We start from the raw sequence: 20,907 nt of genomic DNA on the forward strand, positions 1-20,907 counted from the left end.
TGCCAGAAGCGGTTTGCGGCTGCCCTTGACTGCCAGCGCGCCAGTGCGCCCGAACAGCCGCCCTTGCTGATTTTACAATTTTTTGCATCATACAATGGGTGAAGGCTCACAAATTGCGGCATGTTATTGAAATACCGCAGTTCGCCATGGCTGATCCACATGCCAAGCCCCCGTTCTTCGACCAATGCTTCAACTGGGCTTCCGCCCCTGATTGCAGCCTTTGTCGAGGCAACGAACAGCTCCGACCTGGAGCGGTTGATGGTCACTTTTTCCGACGACGCGCTCGTCAACGATCAGCTGCGGGACTACTGGGGCAAAGCGGCCATCAGGGACTGGGCAGAACGGGACATCATCGGCGAAAAACTGACGATCGCAGTTACGAAAATCGTGAGGCACTACGGCAACTTTATTGTGACGGCCGATGTTGATGGAAATTTCGACAAACGCGGTTTGCCAGACCCGCTCGTCTTGGCCTTTTATTTCACGCCTCATGACGATGTCATCATCGAATTGATCATCTTGCGCAATCGCCGCGATATCTGACGACCGGACCGACCCTCATCTGGCGCCTCGGCTCCTCGCTATGAGCGGCTGGCTGCCGCACGCCCGCACCCCACACGATTAACAACCTCTTATAACGTTTAACTCGCCTTGGAGGTGAAGATCGCGCAACGCTTGCCCATGCAGTCAGGTTCTTCGGAGCTGCCATCTGCAGAGAACGCTCATGCGCGAGACGATGGACCATTTCGCGGCGGCGGAACGCAACGAGGGTTTCAGCAGAGCCGCCTCGCCGCGCGACCGGGCTCTTCATTGTGCACCAAGCGATGTGACGCGTGCTGGACGGAGAGAGAGCGAACGACGGCGAGCACCGCGGAAGAAGAGAAAAGAGAGTGCAATCAAGAGGAAAGTATCATGAGCAATTCAGGCATGATCACGCTCGTCCACCAACTTATCGGCTCGGATCGGACATCAGAATCATCGCCTTTCTGAAAAGGAAGCTCACCTCATCAAACAACGAGGTCTTGAAGTCATGAACGCGACCAATCAAAGCAAGATCGTTCCAGACAAGGTGCTGGTCACGGGTGCAAGTGGCCTGCTGGGGGTCGCCGCGATCGAGAAGTTTCTCTCCGCCGGCTGGGAGGTGGTCGGCGTCTCACGCCGCAAGCCCGAGCTGCCGAGCGGCCGGGATGTTGAGTTTCTGTCGGTCGATCTGCGGGACGAGGAGACGGCCCGCGTCGCGTTCGAGCCGCTGACTGACATCACGCACATCGCCTACACGGCCCTGCACGAGAAACCCGAGCTGGTCGCTGGCTGGTCGAGCAAGGAACAGATCGAGACCAACAACGCCATGCTGCGCAACGTCGTGGAACCCATCGTTCGCACCGCGTCCAATTTCCAGCATATCAGCATCCTGCAGGGAACGAAGGTCTACGGCGTGCACCTGCACCCGATCCCTATCCCGGCCCGCGAACGCGATGCCCGCAGGGACCACCAGAACTTCTTTTTCGACCAGGAAGCCTATGTGCGTGAGAGGGGCGCCCGGCACGGCTTCAGCTACACGGCACTGCGTCCGCAGCTCGTCACCGGTCCCACCCCAGGTGCTTTGAACGTTCTCCCTGCCATCGGTGTCTACGCAGCGATCCGTCGCGAGAAGGGCGAACCGTTCGGATTTCCTGGCGGTCCGTCGTTCGTCTGGGAAGCCGCCGATGCAGACCTCGTGGCCGACGTGATGGTCTGGGCTGCGCACTCGCCCAAGGCGGCGAACGAGGCGTTCAACATCACCAATGGCGACGTGTTCGAATGGCGCAATGTGTGGCCGGCCCTGGCCGAAACCCTCGGTGTCGAAACCGGGCCTGACATGCCAATGAGTGTGACGGCCTACCTCGAGGAAAACGCGGATATCTGGGACCGGATCGTCGCGAAGTACGATCTTCGCTCGCGGAGCTTACGGGAACTGGTTGGCCAGGGGGACCAGCACGCGGACTTCGCGTTCGCCTACGGCGCCCCGGAAGGACCTCGGGCATTCGTGAGTACCGTCAAGCTGCGCCAGGCTGGGTTCACAAAGACGATTGACACCGAGGACGCCTTCCGGAACGCGCTGCAGTTCCTGATCGACAACAGGCTTCTGCCGCCCGCCGTGACTCGTGCAGGACAGAGAGGGAGCGAAGGACGGCGAGCACCGCGCGAGGAAAGGAAAGGGAGCGCGATCAAGAGGACTGTTTCATGAGCGATCCTCGCACCTCGCATGATCACTCTCGTCAATCAACCTCTCGGCCCGGATCGGACGGCAGGATCATCGCTTCCCGGAAAGGGATCTCTTCGAAGTCGTCGGGCCGATTTGTCGCCAAGAGATCCATTCCTGATCGGAATGGATGATATCGCTCCGTCGCGCCTGCCGCCGCGGCGGGGAATGGATGATGGTGCGGCCATGGTTTTGGTGCTCAAGAGAGGAGAAGAGAAATGATCAACGGATTCACGCTTCACGAGACTGCTACCGCGCCCGCACCCTCGGCCGAGATTCTGAGCGGCGTCCAGAAGGCTTGGGGGTTCGTGCCCAACCTGCACCGCATCCTCGCCGAGAGCCCGGCGGCGCTCGAGGCCTACAGCACGCTCTGGGGCATTGCCGAGAAGACGGGTTTCACGCCGCAGGAGCGCAACATCGTCTATCTCGCCATCATCTACGAGAACGAGTGCACCTATTGCATGGCGGGTCACACCAACCTCTCGCGCATGGCGAAGGTCGACAATGCCGTGATCGCTGCCGTCCGTGAAGGCCGCCCCATTTCTGACGCGAAGCTCGAGGCGCTGCGCCAGTTCGCCGCAAAAGTCACCCGCCAGCGCGGCGTGGTGAGCCAGGCCGATGTCGCAGCCTTCAAGGCTGCGGGCTACGATAACCGTGCTGTGCTCGACGTGCTCGTCCTCGCCGCGACCAAGCTGATCTCAAACTATTCCAACCACCTCGCCGAGACGCCGAACGATTCGTTCATGAAAGGCGCCGAATGGACGCCGCCTGGCAAGCTCAAGCCGGCCGCCTGACCGGCATCAAAAGGCCGCCCTCGCTTGGCGGCGCGGGCGGCGTGGTCCGACAATGAAATCGACTTCCCCGCGGTCGCGTGAAGCGACTGCATGTCGACGCTCGACACAAGGAGTTACGATAATGAACGCGATTCTCAACACAGCAGTCAGCCCGTTCGTCCTGATCCTTCGCCGGTCCGGCGTGCTCACCGAGGATCTCGACTACCATCTGGTCCGCGCATCGATGGTGATCATGTTCTTCTTCTTCGGTTACCAGAAGTGGTGGCCGTATGAGGCGGAGCGGCTCGTGCCCTTCATCAGCAATGGTCCGCTGATCTGGTGGCTGTACCCCGTGTTCGGGCATCAGGGTGCCAGCTGGTTTCTCGGAGTCTCCGAATGGACGTTTGGCGCCCTGCTGCTTGCAGGGTTCTGGGACAAGCGGCTCGGAATTCTCGGTGCCGCCGGCTCGACCGCGACCTTCATCGCGACCGTCACGATCATCCCCTTCATGCCTGACGGTTGGGATCCTGCGGCCGGATTTCCGGCGATGACCGGCAACGTCCCGTTCCTGATGAAGGATGTCGTGCTGCTCGCCGTCTCGTTCTATCTCCTGAAGCAGGACGTGGTACGCGTTGCTCAGCAGGACGCTGTCGCACGGCGCTCGAAAACCGGGGGTCTCGTTCATTCCGGACAGGAATGAATGATATTGCCCCAAAGCGACTGCCCCGGCGCCGGCGGATACCCAAGTTTGTCACCGCCACATCATTCGAAGGAGACGAGAGATGATCAACGGTTTCACGCTTCACGACACGGCCAGCGCGCCGACGGCATCGATCGGGATTCTCGACGGCGTTCAAAAATCCTGGGGGCTCGTTCCGAACCTGCACCGCGTGCTGGCCGAGAGTCCCGCCGCGCTCGAGGCCTATGCCACCTTGTGGGGAATCGCAGAGAAGACGGCGTTTACGCCGCAAGAACGCAACATCGTCTACATCGCGATCATCTACGAGAACGAGTGCACGTACTGCATGGCCGGCCACACGAACCTGTCTCGCGTGGCCAAGGTCGAGCCGGAGGCGATCTCCGCCGTCCGCGAAGGGCGTCCGATCGCCGACCCCAAGCTCGAGGCCTTGCGCCAGTTTGCAGCCAAAGTGACGCGTAATCGCGGTGTCGTCAGCGAGACCGACGTATCCGCCTTCAAGGCGGCGGGCTTCGGCAATGGCGCCATCCTCGACGTACTCGTCCTCGCCGCGACCAAGCTGATCTCGAACTACACCAACCACCTCGCGCAGACGCCCCTTGATCCGTTCATGAAGGGCGCCGAGTGGAACGCGCCCGGCAAACTGAAGGCCGCCGCCTGACCGCGACCGAGGCCGCCCCTTGCCTCCGGCAGGGGCGGGGTCCGCGGCGTTGCACCTGGCGGACAAGCAGAGGAGACCGAAATGATCGACCTTTACTACTGGCCTACGCCCAACGGCCACAAGATCACGATGTTGCTGGAGGAAGCGGGGCTGGACTACACGATCCATCCGGTCGATATCAGCGCCGGCGATCAGTTCAAGCCCGACTTCCTCGCCATCTCGCCGAACAACCGCATGCCGGCGATCATCGATACCGCGCCGGCCGACGGCGGCGAGCCGATCAGCGTGTTCGAGTCCGGCGCTATCCTGTTGTACCTGGCCGAAAAGACCGGCCGCTTCCTGCCGAACGACGTCCGCGGCCGCAAGACCGCGACGGAGTGGCTGTTCTGGCAGGTGGGCGGGCTGGGACCGATGGCCGGACAGAACCACCATTTCGGCGTCTACGCGCCGAGCAAAATTCCTTACGCGATCGACCGCTACGTGAAGGAGACGAACCGTCTGTACGGCGTCCTCGACCGTCATCTCGAAAACCGCACGTTCGTCGCCGGCGACGACTACAGTATCGCCGACATGGCTGCTTATCCCTGGATTGTTCCCTGGAAGCGCCAGCAGCAGAATCTGGACGACTTCCCGAACCTGCGGCGCTGGTTCGATACGGTGCGCGCGCGCCCCGGGACGCAGCGGGCCTACGCGAAAGGCGAGCCGTACTCGAGCCGCCCGACGGTTACCGAGGAAGGCAAGAAGATCCTGTTCGGTCAGACCGCCAGCATAGCGCCGGCAGCATGACGGGAGAGGCGCGAAATATCCCGACGTCCCATGGCCTCATGGAGGAGAAAATGACGACCAAGTCTTCATCGCAGCAGCAGCAGGCGCCCGAGCGCCGTTCCATCGATCAGAGCAAGATCGCCTACCAGAAACCTCAGCCCGCAGGCATGGTGTCCGATGTATTCGTCGGCTCCGCGCTGGAGCTTGACGGGGACGAGCGCGAATGGGTCCCGCAGTCGGACACGGTCGCGTTCAGACCGCTCGTGCTGAACGTGAGCCAGGGCTACTACATCAACATCCTGCGGGTTCGGTCCTCTGGCGTGCTGTCGCGCCACCGCCATTCCGGACCGGTGCATGCCCTCACGCTGCGCGGAAGATGGCGCTACCTCGAGCACGACTGGATCGCAACCCCGGGCGACTACGCATTCGAGCCGCCCGGCGAGACGCACACGCTGGTTGTACCGGACGACGTCAAGGAGATGGCCACGCTCTTTCACGTGACGGGCGGGTACACCTATGTCGATCCCTACGGTGAGGCGCTCGGATACGAAGACGTTTTCACCAAGCTCGAGCACTCGACCAGGCACTATGAAGCCATCGGGCTCGGCAAGGAACATGTGAAGAGGATCGTCCGATGACGAGACGCGAGACCGTCGATGTAGGTGGCGTTCCGATCAGCTATCTGACCGCCGGCAAGGGGGGACCCTTGGTGCTCCTGCTTCATGGCACCTATTGGAGCCGCGTCTGGCAGCCCGTGCTCGACAGCATGGCCGCCGCGGGCCTTCGCCCGGTTGCGGTCGATTTCCCCGGCTTCGGCCGCTCCGGTGGTGAGCTCACCATGAGCGAGGCTTCGGTCCCGCGTCTCTCTGCCTGGCTTGTGCGCTTCCTCGAGGCACTCGGGCATAAGGGACCGGTCATGGTCGCTGGTCACGACATCGGCGGAGGTGTGGCGCAGCATCTTATGCTCGCAGGAACAGTGCAGGTGCCGCGTGCGGCGGTAGTGAACGGCATCATGTACGACTCATGGCCGGTGCCCGGCGTCGCCCGCTTCCGGGATCCGGTTGTGGCCGCCGCGACGACGCGGGACGACGTGCTCGCCGCGCGCCGCGTGTCCGTCGTGAAAGCGCTCGGCCGCCCGGCAAGCGAAGCCGAGATCACCGAATATCTGGAACCCTGGACAGACCCGAGGGTTGCCCGCTCATGGCTGGCGCTAGCGGGCGCCGCCGACCACCGCTACACCGTGGAGATGCTGCCGGCGCTGCTCCAATCCAGGACGCCGAAGCTCCTGGTCTGGGGCGAGGACGACGAATTCCAGACCATCGACTATGCCGAACGTTACGCACGCGAGATTCCGGAAACGAGGCTTGTGCGGATCAAGTCGGCCGGCCACATTCCGATGGAAAATGATCCCAAAGCGGTAGCGGGAGCTCTGGCCGGGTTCTTTGCCGCCGAACACTGACGGAGTATACCCATGCGGGTTGCGGTCCTCGACGACTATCAGAACGTAGCGCAGCAACTCGCCGACTGGTCCGCCGTGCGGCGGCACGCCGAGATCACCGTGTTCAACGACCACCTGGATGATCCCGGTGCGGTCGTAGACCGGCTGCGCCCGTTCGACGCCGTCTGCGTGATGCGCGAGCGAACTCCGTTGACGAGGGAGATTCTCGAGCAGCTGCCGAGGCTGAAGCTGATCGCGTCGACGGGCCCTCGCAACGCCTCGATCGACACGCAGGCCGCGGCAGAGCGCGGGATCCTGGTGACCCCGACCGGCTACGACTCCACCCCGACCATCGAGTTCGCCTGGTCGCTGATCCTGGCGAGCATGCGGGGCATCGACCGGGAGGCCGCATCGCTGAGGGCCGGCGGATGGCAGACGGGCCTCGGCTCGAACCTGCGAGGCAAAAGCCTTGGGGTCGTCGGGTTGGGCAATATCGGAAGAGAGGTCGCGCGCATCGGTCTGGCCTTCGGCATGAAGGTGATCGCCTGGAGCCAGAACCTGACCCAGGAGAAGGCCAGCGCCGCCGGCGCCGCGCTCGTCGACAAGGAGACACTGTTCCGCGAGGCGGATGTCATCACGGTCCATCTCGTCCTGAGCGGGCGCACCAAGGGCCTGATCGGGACACCCGAACTCGCCCTGATGAAGCCGACGGCGCGGCTGATCAATTCGTCGCGCGGTCCGATTGTCGATCAAGCGGCGTTGATCAAGGCGCTGCAGGCCCGCACGATCGCGGGTGCGGCCGTCGACGTGTTCGATACCGAGCCCTTGCCCGCCGATCACCCGTTCCGAACGCTGGACAATTTGCTGGCGACGCCGCACATCGGCTACGTGACGGAGGAGCTTTATCGCACCTTCTACGGCGACGCTGCCGCCAGCATCGCCGGGTGGCTCGAGGCCAATGCCGCGTGAAGGCAAATCTCTCGTGAATATTGACCGCTGCCGTTGATGCGATCCAGAGCCGAGATAACAGCTTTTCCATTCCGGCCTGGAATAGGTCTTATCCCGGCAAGAGAGCTACCTCGATTGCAGGAACGAATGATGTTGCGCGTAGGCAATCGTTGGGTGGCGCTGAAGCGCCGCGGGTGAGAAGATCCATGACGCTCCTCGTCACAAGTGCAACCGGCGCGAACGGCGCCGGCTACGGAAAAGTTCTCGCCTTCGCCGACGACGGCAAGCCGATTGGCGTCTTCGGCGACGATCCGCGCATCGCCGATCCTCGTGGGCTTGGGATCGAGCCCGTCGACAGGTTGCTGTTCGTCAACAGCGGCTCAAATCGGATTCTCGCGCTCGATCGCAACGGAGTGGTCGTCCGCGCAAGCAGAGCCGTGGAGGGACTGAACCCGGGCGGCGGCAATTTTGGGCCGGACGGGCGCTATTACGTCGGCCTGCGCGGCGAGCGCACCATCATGGCGTTTGCACGCCAACTCGACGGCGAAGGCGAATATGTCCTGCCGCCGCAGGTCGTGCCGTTTCCGCGCGGCTTCGCGTTCGCTCCCGATGGCACGCTCTTCGTTGCCTCCGGTATCGGGCCGGGCGGTGAAGGCGACAACACCATTCTGGCGTTCGATTCCGATCGCAGGATGCTGCCATCATGGAAGGTGAGAGACCCCGAGCTCAGTCCGCTTGACCTTACGATCGCGCCAGGCGGCAATATCGTCGTGAGCAGCGAGCATCCGTTCGGTGCCGCGGATGCCGCCACGACCGTTCGCGAATATGACCGTACTGACGGGCATCTCGTCCGCGTGCTCGTGCCACGCAATGACGTGGGATTCCAGAAACCGCGGGGGTTGCGGTTTGGGCCTCAAGGCCGGCTCTACTGCGTGACCCAGGACGAAGTGGTGGCCTTCGATTTCGCGACAGGGAAGTGCCTCGGTTCCGTCGTCAAGCTACCCGGCCTCAACGGCCAAGCCGTGATTTTCTTTCCACAGGGTGTGAATCGGCAGCAAGGAGAAGCGCAGTGAAGCCTGACCGAGCAGGGTCGCGCGTGCCGACCGGGTATTTCGTGCATAAGGAATGGCCGTACGAACCGAGATTCAAGCGTGTCAATGGCTGGCGCATGCATTACATCGATGAGGGAGGCGGCGATCCCGTCGTTCTCCTGCACGGCAATCCCGCCTGGGGATTCCTGTACCGGAAATTCGTAAAGCCGCTGACGGCTGCAGGCCGGCGCGTGATCGTTCCTGACATGATCGGCTTTGGGCTGTCCGAGAAACCCGTCCGCGAACAGGCGCACAGTCTCGACGGCCACATCGCAAATCTCACGAGCTTGCTGCGGCAGCTCGACGTTCGCAACGCAACTATGGTTTGTCACGATTGGGGCGGTCCGACCGGTCTCGGCTTTGCACTCTCCAATTCTGACCGCGTCCGCGCGCTCGTGATCATGAGTACCTGGGCCTGGCCGCTTCCTCCGGCCGAATTCCACAAACGGATATTTCCCTGGCGCATGATGCACGCGCCGCTTGCAGGCCCTTATCTTCTTGGCAAGCACAATGCGTTGGCCGGTCGCGGAATGTACCTGTCGGTGGTCGACAGGAAGAAATTTCAAGACGAGGCCCAGAGCGCTTATGAGAGCGTGTTGCCCGATCCGGGATCGCGCCTCCTCACCTGGACCTGGCCGCGCTGGATTCCGCTCGATGAGACCGCACGTGGTTTCAGACGTTTCGAATGGCTCGAGCGTGAACTCAAAAGATCGAAATTTCCGACAATGCTGGTCTGGGGAAGGGAAGACGAAGTGTTTGATCACAAGACGTTCGCGACGCGCTTCAAGGAGCTATTGCCGCACGCGGAGGGTCCCGAATTGGTCACCGGCCGGCATTTCCTTCAGGAGGATTCGGGAGCTGAGATCGCAAAGAAGATCAACGACTTCCTCGACCGGATTCACGAGAGGCAGCCATGACAGACGTTGAAGTCATCGAACAGCCCAGCCTCGAGGGAAAAAGAAGAGCGCTCGTGCTTGCGGAAGATCGCATCGGCCACTACCCGGAATTTCGGGAATTCTTCGTTCGGCGCTTCTCGCTCGATACCGACGGCCTGTCGAAGCCCGGCTATGTCCGTGCGCCTTCGGGAATCATCTATTCGCTCGTATTCGTTGGTCGGAGCGGAGAGCCGTTTCCCGACGGACTCGAGGTCTATGCGCTCATTGATGCGCTGGAGCCCCTGACCGAAGCAGACGTCGATACCGATCTCTGGGCGGTCCTGAGGTGGATGATCCAGGGCATTGGTGGCGAATGGGAGGTCGAGGACCTCGACGCGACCGGCCGCTTGTATCAGCTCCCGTTTCTGTCCCGACACGGCTGAGTGATCGGAAGCTGGGCGCTTATCCCTTGCCGTGGAAGAGGCAGCGCAGGAAAATCTCCAGATGCGGCGCGACGAGCAGCATCAGGGTTGCGAAAGCGCTGCCGGTCACGGCGTAGGCATAGAGAGCGTCGGCAAGAGTTAGGTTGAGCGTCCGGACCGCCCCGGCGGCAAGGGTTTTCGTGCTCCGCCTGACGAGGAACGCGGATGACTCGGCCTCAAGGCGGTCCGCGTAAGATTGTCTGTAGAGGGTCATCGGTCGTCTCCGTCCTGCCCAAGCACCCGCTGGGGTCGCGAGAAAACATGGCCAATTCTTCGCAGCCGTGGCAGACAGGACACGGCAATAGGCCTCATTCCCAGGAAGAATAAGGGAGGATCAAGATGGACCGTCTGGCGTCGATGGAGACCTTCATCAGGGTGGTCGAAACGGGATCCTTCTCGGGCGCGGCGCGGCAGCTTCGCGTGGGCCAGCCGGCGGTCTCGAAGACGGTCGCCCAGCTCGAAAGCTATCTCGGGGTCAAGCTGCTCACGCGCTCGACGCGCGGACTAACCCCGACCGAAGCGGGGCTTGGCTATTTCGAACGAGCCAAGCGCGCAATCGAGGAGGCTGATGAGGCGGAACTCGCCGCGCGCGGCGCCGGCACCGGGCTGAAGGGACGATTGCGCGTCTGCGCCGCCGTCACCTTTGCCCGCATTCACCTCATTCCCCTGCTGCCGCAGTTCCTCGCGCAACATCCGGAGCTCGACCTGGAAGTCGTGCTCGATGACCGCCAGATCGACCTCGTGCAGGAGGGCATCGATGTGGCGCTGCGGATGGGAAAGCTGCTGGATTCGGCGCTGACAGTCCGTCGCGTCGGTCGATGCAAGCGACTGGTATTGGGTACGCCCGGCTACTTCGAGCGCGCCGGCACCCCCGCAACGCCGGCCGATCTCAGCAAGCATCAGGCTGTTGTTTATCTGCAGGGCGAAGGCAGCGTCTGGTCGTTCCGGCGCGACAGCTCTGAAGCTGCGGTCAAGGTCCAAAGCAGGTTGAAGGTGACCGCGGCCGAAGGCGTCAGAGCCGCGGTGCTCGCCCATGTCGGGCTGACCATCGCGTCGGAATGGATGTTCACCCCCGAACTACGCTCGGGTGCCGTGTGCGCGGTGCTATCGGAGTGGAGCCTTCCGCCACTCGATTTGTGGGCGGTGTTTCCGACCGGGCGCGCCGCGACAGCGAAGGCGCGGGCTTTCGTCGATTTCTTCGAACGCAGCTTTAACCCCTGACCGACACGGCGGATCAAATCGGGACGAGTGCCCATCTCGCCAATCGATGAGACGAACGAGCATCTCTTCGATACTACCCGGCATTCAGCGTTTTGGAGCGCTGAGTAAGGTGACCCCAGAAGCGGTGTTGCTCATCCCGAGCCCGCGAAAAGGAGTGTCACATCATGTTCAGCTCAACTGGGAATCGTTTGACGAGCGTTGCCGCAGCAGTCGTTGCCGGCGTTGCCCTGTTCGGCCTGCATTCGCCTGCTTCAGCGTCCGATCAGAACAGCCCGGCCGTTCTGACCTCGCACTCACCCTGGCTCGCGCCGATCGGTCATAGGCAGCCTGCAAGAGCCGACGTCCCCCAGAACCAGGTTCTGTCGGCGTGGGAGCGAGAGCAGCAGGTTTTCGATGCGGAACTCGACCGTAAGCTGGTCATCTGTCGTGGTTGCTGAACATGACGCGCCGCTATTCCCGAGTGGAATAGAGCCTAGTCCAACGGCCCCGCTACCCGCAGCGGCCGGCTCCTTTAGGTTCTTCGCGTGACCTCGATCCACAAGCCCACGCGAAACCCAAAGGAGAGCCGACCATGTCACTGCAAGCCAAACTCGATGCGTTCAAGGCGGATTTCGAAGCCGGCAAGCCGCCCTACAGCGTCCCTCGTTCCGTGATCGAGACCATGCATCGCGCCACCGCCGAGCTGATTGCCTCCGGCGTTGCGCAGCGCGCCAGGAAAGCTGGCGACGTGGCCCCATCGTTCTCGCTGAAGGATCCCGAAGGCAACATCGTCAGCTCGGGCGAACTCTTGAAGAAAGGCCCGCTCGTCGTCAGCTTCTATCGCGGCGTGTGGTGCCCCTACTGTAACATGGAGTTGCAGGCGCTGGAGGCCGCCAAGCCCGCGTTCGACAAGTATGGCGCCTCGCTGCTTGCGATCTCGCCGCAGACCGCGCCGAACAGCCGCAAGTCGGTGCGTCAGAACAAGCTCACCTTCCCGATCCTGTCGGATGCGAAGGGCAAGGTCGGCGCCGCGTTCGGCCTCCGCTTCGAGCTGCCCGACTATCTGATCGAGCTCTACAAGAACCTCAAGAACGATCTGCCGACGTTCAACGACGATCCGAACTGGACCCTGCCGATGCCGGCCCGCTACGTGATCGGCCAGGACGGCACGATCCTCTACTCGGAGGTGAACCCGGACTACACGCACCGGCCCGAGCCGGAAGACATGATCCCGGTGTTGCAGCGAGCTGCCGCGGTGAAGGTCTGATCGCGGCAAAAAACGGGAAGCGCGATTGAGATCCCATCGCGCTTCCCAAGAGGCGGCTGATGGGGCGCTACGCCCAGCGACCATCGGCCGCCGTCACCAAACCTGAAGGAGATAACACCATGAGCACTCTGTTCTCGCCAATCAAGATTGGCTCCTATCAACTCTCCCACCGTGTCGTGATGGCGCCGCTGACGCGGATGCGGTCCGATCCGGGCGACATTCCGAGCGACCTGATGGTCGAATATTATTCTCAGCGCGCATCGAAGGGTGGCCTGATCATTTCCGAGGCGACGCCGGTTTCGATCCGCGGTTACGGCTATGCCGGCGCGCCCGGCATCTATTCGGACCGTCAGATTGAAGGATGGCGCCGCGTCACCGATGCGGTTCATGCCAAGGGCGGCCGCATATTCCTGCAGTTGTGGCATGTCGGCCGTCAGTCGCACACCGATCTGCAGCCGAATGGCGAGCCGCCGGTCGCGCCGTCCGCGATCGCGGCAGAAGGCTATGCCTATACCAGGCAGGGCGAAGTCCCGTTCTCGATGCCGCGTGCGCTCGCGCTTGAAGAGATTCCTGGCATCATCGAGGAGTTCCGCACCGGTGCCGAGCGCGCATTGCGGGCTGGCTTCGACGGCGTGGAGATCCATGGCGCGAACGGCTATCTGCCCGATCAGTTCCTGCAAGACGGCACCAACAAGCGCACGGACGAATATGGCGGCTCAATCGAAAACCGCGCGCGATTCTTGCTTGAGATGACGCAGGCAGCGATTTCGGTCTGGGATGCCGATCGCGTCGGCGTCCGTATCGCGCCCAGCGGCACCTACGGATCGATGTCGGACAGCGACCCGGCAGCTACCTTTGGCTACGTCGTGACCGAGCTCGATCGGCTCGGCATCGCCTACCTCCACGTGGTCGAGCCGCGCATCAAGGGCATCGAGGAGATCGCCAAAGGTCAGGCTCCGATCGCAGCCCAGCATCTGCGGCGAAAATTCCGCCGCACCCTGATCGCAGCCGGCGGTTTTACTGGTGGCAGTGCCGCGGCGATCGTCGCGGCAGGCGACGCGGACCTCGTCGCGTTCGGTCGACACTTTATCGCCAATCCTGACCTGCCCGAGCGGATCCGGCGCAATTTGCCTTTGAACCGCTACGATCGCTCGACGTTCTACGGCGGCGACGGGCGAGGCTACATCGATTATCCGGCGCACGCCGACATGGCGCCGGCGGCAGTCTAATTCCGGACGAGAGCTGTGGCGCGCCAGAGGATGGCGCGCCACATGTCATTGCGCGGCAACTAGGATTATCGGCTGCCGCTCTTTGTAACCAGAGACTTCAAATCATCCACTTTCGCTAGAATAAATTTTACGAGCGGCGATGTGTTCGCCTCGTTATAGCCGATGACCAGGTCGACCGTTGGCGGCGCCCCGCGTATCGGTCGGCTGACGACGGTTTTCGGCAACAGATTTTGAGAATAGAGCGGAAGCAGGCCGATGCCTCCGGTGGACGCCACCAGCGAAATCCCCATTGCCAGGTTCTCGGCCTGATGGTCGGGTTTCACGCCGATAGGCTTGAGGTAATCGTTGATGGCAGCCCACGTGGTCGGTGCCCGGACCGGGGACACTCCGATAAATGTCTGGCCCGCGATGTCCTGCGGGCGAATGGAGCTCCGCGCAGCCAAGGCGTGGTCGCGCGGCATCAGGACGATCAGCGGGTCCTTTCGCAACAGCCTGAATTTCAGACCGGACGCCTGTTTTTCCGGACGCATGAAGGCGAGGTCGATCTTTCCGTGAGTGAGACCTGCTGCGAGATCCGGCGAGTCCTGGCTGTGGATGATGACTTCAGTGCTCGGTAATTCGGCGCGCAGGATTTCCATCACGGCCGGCAACCAATCCATCTCATAGCCGGTGAGGAAGCCGATCGCAAACAATGTCCGCGGCGGTTGCGCCGCTCGCCGCGCCGCCTCCGTAGCTGCCTCCGCCTGAGTAAGCGCCAGCCGTGCATGATCGAGAAAGGCCCGGCCGGCGGCGGTCAATTCGATGCCGTGCACGCTGCGTATCATCAGGGGAACGCCGACCTCATATTCGAGATCGCGGATTTGCCGGCTGAGTGAAGGCTGCGCGGTGTGCAGCCTTTTTTCAGCCGCGAGCGTCAGGCTGCCCTCTTCGGCGACCGCGACGAAATAACGAAGGTGTCGTAGTTCCATCTTGCCTTCCATATCGCTCAGGCATGCCCACCAACTTATAAAGTCTTTGGCGAAGACGCCAGTGGTTCCTACTTGCCCAATCACGGAAGTGCCCTCGGGAGACACCTGTTGGGCTTATCGACTTCCCGGCGGGACAATCCATGCTCCGTCGGCAGGGAAGCCGAAATCATAAGGAACCGGAAAATGAGTAACCCAGTCGTATTGATCACCGGCGCCTTGACCGGCATCGGGCGCGCCGCCGCCATCGCTTTCGCCAAAAAGGGCGCGAAGGTGGCCGTTGCCGGCCGGCGGGATGAGGTCGGCAAGGAACTGGTCAAGGAGCTTCGTTCTCTGGGTGCCGAGGCTGAGTTCATTAAGGCCGACGTCCGCAAGGAAGATGACGTCCGAACCATGGTCGACAAGACCGTCGCACGGTTTGGCCGTCTTGATGTCGCGGTGAACAATGCCGCTACCGAAGGCCAGGTTGGCCCGATCACGGACCAGACCGCCGAAAGCGTTGCGGCAACGTTCGAGACCAACGTTGTCGGCGTGGTCCTGAGTATGAAGCACGAAGTGCGCGCCATGCAGGTCCAGGGCAGTGGCAGCATTATCAACATCTCCTCGACCTATGGGCACGAGGGCGCGGCCTTTGCCTCGATCTATGTCGGCGCCAAGCACGCCGTCGAAGGCATCACCAAGTCAGTGGCGCTTGAAGTCGCAAAGTCGGGCATTCGCGTGAATGCCGTCGCGCCCGGCCCCACGGACACCGGCATGCTGAACCGCTTTACCGGCACGTCGGAGAACAAGGCGGCCCTGGCGACGCAGGTTCCGCTGGGTCGTCTCGGCCTCTCCGAGGAGGTCGCCGACGGCATCGTGTTCATCGCGTCGGACGAAGCCAGGTTCATCACGGGTCACGTCCTCAACGTCGATGGCGGACACAGCGCCAACTGATCCGGTGCGGGCGCGGAGGTTGCTCCGGGCCCGCTACGGGCGCGGCGCCATTCTCGCGGCTTTCGCTGCGCGTCCGGACGCTGCCGCTTTCGACCGCTTCGCACGTCGGCCTGAGCCACCGCAAGAGGGAATCTCAATGACCCAGTCCAATCATCAGACCGCGCCGACGCAGTTCGTCGAAGCTAACGGCATCCGCTTTGCCTATCGCCGCTTCGGCAATCCAGCCGGCGTGCCGCTCGTCTTTAACCAGCACTTCACCGGCACCATGGACCATTGGGATCCGGCCGTGACCGACGGTTTCGCGATGGACCGCGAAGTCATCCTGTTCAACAACGCCGGTGTATCCAGTTCCTCTGGAGAGGTGCCCGCCAGGATCGAGAAAATGGGCGCCAACGCGGTGGCGTTCATCAAGGCGCTAGGACTGACGAAAGTCGATGTGCTCGGGTTTTCGATCGGCGGCTTTGTCGCGCAGGAAATCGCCCTTCAGGCGCCCGACCTCGTGAGGCGCCTGGTCCTGGTCGGCACCGGCCCGCGCGGTGGCGAGGGCATGGCCACGCTCACGTCAGAGGCGCAGGAAATCTTCGGCGCCGCCTATGACGAGCCCGATCATCTCTGGCTTCGCGTGCATTTCACGAAGTCCGAGAAGAGTCAGGCTGCGGGCCGCGAGTTCCTCAAGCGCTTCCGGTTACGCGCCGAGAACCGCGATCCCGAGGTCAACGAGAAGGTCGCGCCCGCCCAGATCGAGGCGATCGGCGAATGGGGCGCGCCGCGGGAGAAGCCGTTCGAATATCTGAAGTCGATCCGCCAGCCGACGCTGGTCGTCAATGGCAGCAGGGACGTCATCATCTACTCCGTGAACTCGTTCATCTTGCAGCAGCACCTGCCTGACGCCCAGCTTGTCCTCTATCCGGATGCCAATCACGGTTCGCAATATCAATATCCCAAGCGGTTCGTCCGGCACGTTTCCCTGTTCTTGTCCGAAGAGAAAGCGCGATGAAACTCCACCACTCTGCATCCTCACCCAATTCGCGGCGCGTGCGCATATTCCTCGCCGAAAAGGGACTCTCGATTCCCCTCGTCACAGTCGATCTTGGCACAGGCGAGCAACATTCCGACGCCTACCGCGCGATCAACCCGCGCCGCGTCGTGCCTACCCTGGTGCTGGAAGATGGCGCCGCGATAGGTGAAGTGCCGGCGATCTGCCGGTACATTGAAGAGGCCCATCCGACGCCGCCCTTGCTTGGCGAGACGGCGAAGGAAAAAGCCGTGGTGGCGATGTGGGAACGGCGTGCCGAACTGGAAGGTTTTGCCGCGGTCATGGAGGCCATCCGCAATTCCGCGCCCGGTCTCAAAAGCCGCGCGATCGCCGGACCTCATGATTACGAGCAGATTCCCGAACTGGCGGAGCGTAGCAAGCTCCGGGTGAAGAATTTCTTCGCCGATTTCGACGATCGATTGGGCGAGGCTCCTTTCGTGGCCGGCCAGCGCTTCTCTGTCGCCGACATCACCGCGCTGGTGACGGTGGAGTTCGCCGCCAAGGCGATCAACTTCTCTGTTGCGGACCAGCACCGTTCACTGAAGCGCTGGTACGACGCTATTTCAAGCCGATCCAGCATGGCTGCGTAGTCCGCTGCGGTCCCAACACACTTGTCGTCAGGAGAATGAAATGAGCCAGTCAACGGAGTCAAAGAACAAGGCACTCGTCCTTGAGGCATTCGACACCTTGTTCAACAAGCGGGACTACGCGGCCGCCGAACGCTTCTGGTCGCCGAACTACATCCAGCACAGTGCTCACATCGAGCCGGGCCGCGAGGGTCTCTTCAACCTCATCAAGGGTACTCCGGCGTCCCTCAAATATGAGCCGGGCGTGATCGTGGCCGAAGGTGACTTTGTCATCATCCACGGGCGATTCTCTGGCATGGGACGCCCGAAAAACTGGATCGCCGCCGACGTCGTGCGCATCGCCGACGGGGTGCTGGCCGAACACTGGGACGTCCTCCAGGATGAGGCGGCTCGCGCGGAGTCGAAGAGCGGTCGGCCAATGTTCGGCGATCGCTTCGCCGATTGATCGCGGAAATACGACGGTTTCTGGATGGCAGGTGCCGTTTCCAATTCAGAAGGAGATACATCATGGCTGACAAGCCGATCAAGATTCCGGGGCCCGATCACCCTATTTCGATCGAAGCGAACCCGTCCCGCGTCATGGTGAAAGTCGGCGGAAGAATTATCGCCGACACAAGCGATGCGTTGACGCTTCGTGAGGCGTCCTATCCGCCCGTTCAGTATATCCCCCGTCGCGATGTCGATATGGCTGCGCTCACGCGCAGCGAACACACCACGTATTGTCCCTACAAGGGCGACGCTTCCTACTACAGCATCCCGGCTGGCGGGGATCGTTCGCTCAATGCGGTGTGGACGTATGAGACCCCGTTTGAAGCGATGACGCAGATCAAGGACTACGTCGCCTTCTACCCGGACCGCGTCGACGAGATCGGCTAAGCGATACGCTGACCGCGCAGGCCGTAAGCGCCGCGGCGAGGAGACTCGCCGGCAAATAGGACGGACGATGATGAGCAAGCTACAAGGCAAGGTGGCCGTGGTTACCGGCGGCACCGCAGGAATAGGTTTCGCGACGGCCAAGCGATTTGTCGATGAAGGCGCCTACGTCTTCATAACAGGCCGCCGGCAAAAGGAACTCGAAGAGGCCATCAAGGTGATCGGCCGCAACATTGCCGGAGTGCAGGGAGATGTCTCCAAACTGCAGGACCTAGATCGACTCTTCCAGACCGTGAAGGCGAAGGGACAGATCGATATCCTGGTCGCCAATGCCGGCATCGGCGAATTCGCTCCTTTGGCGAGCCTCGCGGAGGCGCATTTCGACAAGCTTTTCGATCTCAACGTGAAGGGCACGCTGTTTACGGTGCAAAAGGCCTTGCCACTGATGAACGACGGAGGGTCGATCATTCTCATCGGCTCCGTCGCAAGCGTCAAAGGCACAGCTTCCTTCGGTACCTACGGCGCTACCAAGGCGGCGGTTCGCAATCTGGTGCGAACCTGGACCGTGGAGTTGAAGGACCGTCGCATTCGCTCGAATGTCCTGAGCCCCGGTCCGATCAAGACGCCCCTGATGGATCTCCAACCCCCGGACGTCATTGCAAGGCTCGTCGCTACCATTCCGATGGGACGCATAGGAGAGCCGGACGAAGTCGCCAAGGCAGCAGTGTTCCTGGCCTCAGACGATTCCAGCTTCGTCACGGGCATCGAACTATTCGTCGATGGCGGCCGAGGTCAGGTTTGACCGGCCGGGACCGAAAAACGGAAGCGGCGGAAGTGAAATTTCAGCTCCACGTCGGGGCGACGTGGAGGAGAGAAGGACAGATGTCCAAGGCAAAGCGTACCGCACTTGTCACGGGTGCCTCAGGTCTGGCCGGCGGCTACATGCTGGCTCACCTGCTCGAGCAGGGTGGCTGGGATGTCGTTGCGGTGTCGCGCCGCAAGCCGCGGATTCCCGGTGACTACAGACACATCGCCGTGGATCTTCTCGACCTCGATGATTGCCGGACAAAGCTCGGGCCGCTCACGAATATTTCGCACCTGTTCTATTTGGCAATCACGGAGCGCCCGGATCCCGGCGAGACGGTGTCAGCGAACGCCGACATGTTCTTCAACCTCGTCAAGACCATCGCGGCCGCGTCACCCGTGCTCGAGCATGTTCATCTCTCTCAGGGCACCAGATGGTACGGAAATCACCTCGGTCCGTACAAGACTCCGACCAAGGAAGACGATCCGCGGCACATGCCGCCGAATTTCTATTACGACCAGCAGGACTTTCTCGAACAATTCCAGAAAGGAAAGCGCTGGACCTGGTCGGTTGGGCGTCCGCACGCAGTCTGCGGATTCTCCACGGGAGGACCGATGAACCTGACCCTGGCGATCGCAGTCTATGCGAACATCTGCAAGGCATTGGGGCTGCCTCTCAGCTTTCCAGGCAAGCCCGGGGCCTATACCGCACTCTACCAGTGCACGGACGCCGCTCTTCTGGCAAAGGCCGTCGCATGGATGGCGACCGATCCGAAATGCGCCAACCAGGCATTCAACATCACCAACAGTGACCTGATCAGGTGGCAGAACCTGTGGCCCAGGTTCGCCAATTTCTTCGTGATGGAACTGGCTCCGCCACGACATATCAACCTTGCACGGTCCATGGCGGACAAGGGGCCGATCTGGGAAAAGATCGTCGAAAGGAACGGATTGCAGAAATTCCGCTTCGAAGAGATTGCCGCCTGGGGCTACCCGGACGGCGTGTTCGCTTCCGATTACGATATCGTCTCCGATACCAGCAAGGCCCGCCGTTTCGGATTCCACGACCTGGTGGACACCGAGGAGATGTTCCTTCGGATGTTCTCGGATTTTCAGCGTGACCGAATCATTCCGTAACACAGCGAGCGTTGTCGTCGCGTGCGCCAGAGCCACCCCATCACCCGCGACGGAAGCGATCAAGGCAATGGCGAGTCGCCTTGACCTTAGACGTGGTGCTTCCGCAGTCCTTCCCGCAATACAGCCCGCTTTCAAAGGAAAACGTCCATGAGTGCATCCGTCGTCCTGATTACAGGCGCATTGACCGGTATCGGCCGCGCCACGGCCTTGGCCTTCGCTCAAGAAGGCGCCCGGATCGTTGTGTCCGGCCGCCGCGACGAGGCGGGCCATGCCCTGACCCAGGAGCTCCGCAGTCTCGGTGTGGAAGCCGAATTCGTCCGTGCTGATGTCCGCCACGAAGACGATGTCCGCAACCTGGTCGACAAGACCATGGCACGGTTCGGCCGGCTCGATGTGGCCGTCAACAACGCCGGTACCGAGGGCAGGGCCGGTCCCGTGACGGAACAGACCGCCGAAAGCTACGCGGCCACTTTCGATACCAACGTGCTCGGTGTGCTGCTGAGCATGAAGCATGAGATGCGCGTGATGCAGGCGCAGGGCAGCGGCAGCATTGTGAACCTGTCGTCGACCATGGGACAGCGAGGCGCGCCGGGTGCGTCGCTCTACACCGCCAGCAAGCACGCGGTCGAGGGATTGACGAAATCCGCAGCGCTCGAAGCTGCGGCATCAGGCATTCGCGTCAACGCCATAGCGCCCGGTCCTGTCGAAACCGAAATGCTTGATCGGTTCACCGGCACCGCCGAGAGAAAAGCCGGACTGGTCGCGGGAATACCTCTCAAGCGTGCGGGAACCCCCGCGGAGATCGCCGATGCCATCGTGTTCGTCGCTTCCCGCAAGGCGTCGTTCATCACCGGCCAGATCATCAGCGTGAACGGCGGCAAGACCGCTTCGTAATTCCGTAGAA

At 62.0% G+C, this 20,907-nt stretch carries 25 protein-coding genes; 23 read left to right on the plus strand and 2 right to left on the minus strand.

From position 1 onward, the window contains the following. The first annotated feature begins 120 nt into the window (after positions 1-120). From NL528_RS13365 to NL528_RS13420, 12 genes are all read left to right on the plus strand, one after another. Positions 121-543, plus strand: coding sequence for a hypothetical protein (locus NL528_RS13365; protein WP_309183120.1), 423 nt, complete (start codon positions 121-123; stop codon positions 541-543). A gap of 487 nt (positions 544-1,030) precedes the next feature. Further along, positions 1,031-2,227 carry an SDR family oxidoreductase gene (locus tag NL528_RS13370; protein WP_309183121.1) on the plus strand — a complete coding sequence of 399 codons (1,197 nt, stop codon included), beginning with the start codon at positions 1,031-1,033 and terminating at the stop codon, positions 2,225-2,227. A 233-nt stretch (positions 2,228-2,460) separates the two neighbouring features. Continuing rightward, entirely contained in the window at positions 2,461-3,036 is a 576-nt protein-coding gene (locus tag NL528_RS13375) for a carboxymuconolactone decarboxylase family protein (protein WP_309183122.1), read from the plus strand. Between the two features lie 121 nt (positions 3,037-3,157). Continuing rightward, positions 3,158-3,715, plus strand: coding sequence for a DUF417 family protein (locus NL528_RS13380; protein WP_309183123.1), 558 nt, complete (start codon positions 3,158-3,160; stop codon positions 3,713-3,715). 82 nt (positions 3,716-3,797) lie between these two features. Further along, entirely contained in the window at positions 3,798-4,373 is a 576-nt protein-coding gene (locus NL528_RS13385) for a carboxymuconolactone decarboxylase family protein (RefSeq protein ID WP_309183124.1), read from the plus strand. Positions 4,374-4,454: 81 nt separating this feature from the next. Beyond that, entirely contained in the window at positions 4,455-5,159 is a 705-nt protein-coding gene (locus tag NL528_RS13390; protein ID WP_309183125.1) for a glutathione binding-like protein, read from the plus strand. A 146-nt stretch (positions 5,160-5,305) separates the two neighbouring features. Beyond that, the gene (locus tag NL528_RS13395; protein ID WP_309184888.1) at positions 5,306-5,776 is read left to right on the plus strand and encodes a 2,4'-dihydroxyacetophenone dioxygenase family protein; all 471 of its coding nucleotides are present in this window, start codon (positions 5,306-5,308) and stop codon (positions 5,774-5,776) included. Continuing rightward, positions 5,773-6,597, plus strand: coding sequence for an alpha/beta hydrolase (locus NL528_RS13400; RefSeq protein ID WP_309183126.1), 825 nt, complete (start codon positions 5,773-5,775; stop codon positions 6,595-6,597). The genes NL528_RS13395 and NL528_RS13400 overlap by 4 nt, the downstream gene beginning before the upstream one ends. 12 nt (positions 6,598-6,609) lie before the next feature. Beyond that, positions 6,610-7,545, plus strand: coding sequence for a D-2-hydroxyacid dehydrogenase family protein (locus tag NL528_RS13405; protein ID WP_309183127.1), 936 nt, complete (start codon positions 6,610-6,612; stop codon positions 7,543-7,545). Positions 7,546-7,730: 185 nt separating this feature from the next. After that, positions 7,731-8,597 (plus strand): hypothetical protein, encoded by an 867-nt coding sequence (locus NL528_RS13410; protein ID WP_309183128.1) that lies wholly within the window; start codon positions 7,731-7,733, stop codon positions 8,595-8,597. Then, positions 8,594-9,532 carry an alpha/beta fold hydrolase gene (locus NL528_RS13415; RefSeq protein WP_309183129.1) on the plus strand — a complete coding sequence of 313 codons (939 nt, stop codon included), beginning with the start codon at positions 8,594-8,596 and terminating at the stop codon, positions 9,530-9,532. Before NL528_RS13410 ends, NL528_RS13415 begins: the two co-directional genes overlap by 4 nt. Next, positions 9,529-9,933: a hypothetical protein gene (locus tag NL528_RS13420; RefSeq protein ID WP_309183130.1), complete on the plus strand. Its 405-nt coding sequence runs from the start codon at positions 9,529-9,531 to the stop codon at positions 9,931-9,933. Before NL528_RS13415 ends, NL528_RS13420 begins: the two co-directional genes overlap by 4 nt. Before the next feature lie 19 nt (positions 9,934-9,952). On the opposite strand, the gene NL528_RS13425 is transcribed toward NL528_RS13420, so the two are convergent. Further along, a complete protein-coding gene (locus tag NL528_RS13425; RefSeq protein ID WP_309183131.1) occupies positions 9,953-10,186 on the minus strand; it encodes a hypothetical protein in 234 nt (77 codons plus the stop codon). A gap of 125 nt (positions 10,187-10,311) precedes the next feature. Between NL528_RS13425 and NL528_RS13430 the strand changes: the two genes are divergently transcribed. The 3 genes from NL528_RS13430 to NL528_RS13440 all read left to right on the plus strand — a co-directional run bounded on the left by NL528_RS13430 (position 10,312) and on the right by NL528_RS13440 (position 13,668). Continuing rightward, complete coding sequence (locus tag NL528_RS13430) at positions 10,312-11,193, plus strand: LysR family transcriptional regulator (protein ID WP_309183132.1); 882 nt, start codon at positions 10,312-10,314, stop codon at positions 11,191-11,193. Positions 11,194-11,764: 571 nt separating this feature from the next. Further along, positions 11,765-12,439: a peroxiredoxin-like family protein gene (locus tag NL528_RS13435; RefSeq protein WP_309183133.1), complete on the plus strand. Its 675-nt coding sequence runs from the start codon at positions 11,765-11,767 to the stop codon at positions 12,437-12,439. 119 nt (positions 12,440-12,558) lie between these two features. Then, positions 12,559-13,668, plus strand: a complete 1,110-nt coding sequence (locus tag NL528_RS13440) for an alkene reductase (RefSeq protein ID WP_309183134.1) — start codon at positions 12,559-12,561, stop codon at positions 13,666-13,668. 65 nt (positions 13,669-13,733) lie between these two features. On the opposite strand, the gene NL528_RS13445 is transcribed toward NL528_RS13440, so the two are convergent. Next, positions 13,734-14,648 carry a LysR family transcriptional regulator gene (locus NL528_RS13445; RefSeq protein WP_309184889.1) on the minus strand — a complete coding sequence of 305 codons (915 nt, stop codon included), beginning with the start codon at positions 14,646-14,648 and terminating at the stop codon, positions 13,734-13,736. 171 nt (positions 14,649-14,819) lie between these two features. On the opposite strand from NL528_RS13445, the gene NL528_RS13450 reads away from it, so the two are divergent. From NL528_RS13450 to NL528_RS13485, 8 genes are all read left to right on the plus strand, one after another. Next, positions 14,820-15,566 carry a glucose 1-dehydrogenase gene (locus NL528_RS13450; protein WP_309183135.1) on the plus strand — a complete coding sequence of 249 codons (747 nt, stop codon included), beginning with the start codon at positions 14,820-14,822 and terminating at the stop codon, positions 15,564-15,566. A 136-nt stretch (positions 15,567-15,702) separates the two neighbouring features. Beyond that, positions 15,703-16,563 (plus strand): alpha/beta hydrolase, encoded by an 861-nt coding sequence (locus NL528_RS13455; protein ID WP_309183136.1) that lies wholly within the window; start codon positions 15,703-15,705, stop codon positions 16,561-16,563. Next, positions 16,560-17,192 carry a glutathione S-transferase gene (locus NL528_RS13460; protein WP_309183137.1) on the plus strand — a complete coding sequence of 211 codons (633 nt, stop codon included), beginning with the start codon at positions 16,560-16,562 and terminating at the stop codon, positions 17,190-17,192. Before NL528_RS13455 ends, NL528_RS13460 begins: the two co-directional genes overlap by 4 nt. A 40-nt stretch (positions 17,193-17,232) precedes the next feature. After that, positions 17,233-17,634, plus strand: a complete 402-nt coding sequence (locus tag NL528_RS13465; protein ID WP_309183138.1) for a nuclear transport factor 2 family protein — start codon at positions 17,233-17,235, stop codon at positions 17,632-17,634. Between the two features lie 62 nt (positions 17,635-17,696). After that, positions 17,697-18,065, plus strand: coding sequence for a DUF427 domain-containing protein (locus tag NL528_RS13470; RefSeq protein ID WP_309183139.1), 369 nt, complete (start codon positions 17,697-17,699; stop codon positions 18,063-18,065). Positions 18,066-18,135: 70 nt separating this feature from the next. Continuing rightward, positions 18,136-18,864 (plus strand): glucose 1-dehydrogenase, encoded by a 729-nt coding sequence (locus NL528_RS13475; protein WP_309183140.1) that lies wholly within the window; start codon positions 18,136-18,138, stop codon positions 18,862-18,864. 80 nt (positions 18,865-18,944) lie between these two features. Next, positions 18,945-20,003 (plus strand): SDR family oxidoreductase, encoded by a 1,059-nt coding sequence (locus tag NL528_RS13480; protein WP_309183141.1) that lies wholly within the window; start codon positions 18,945-18,947, stop codon positions 20,001-20,003. Positions 20,004-20,150: 147 nt separating this feature from the next. Then, the gene (locus tag NL528_RS13485) at positions 20,151-20,897 is read left to right on the plus strand and encodes a glucose 1-dehydrogenase (RefSeq protein ID WP_309183142.1); all 747 of its coding nucleotides are present in this window, start codon (positions 20,151-20,153) and stop codon (positions 20,895-20,897) included. Positions 20,898-20,907: the final 10 nt, after the last annotated feature.

Source organism: Bradyrhizobium sp. Ash2021 (assembly GCF_031202265.1).
Classification (GTDB): Bacteria; Pseudomonadota; Alphaproteobacteria; order Rhizobiales; family Xanthobacteraceae; genus Bradyrhizobium.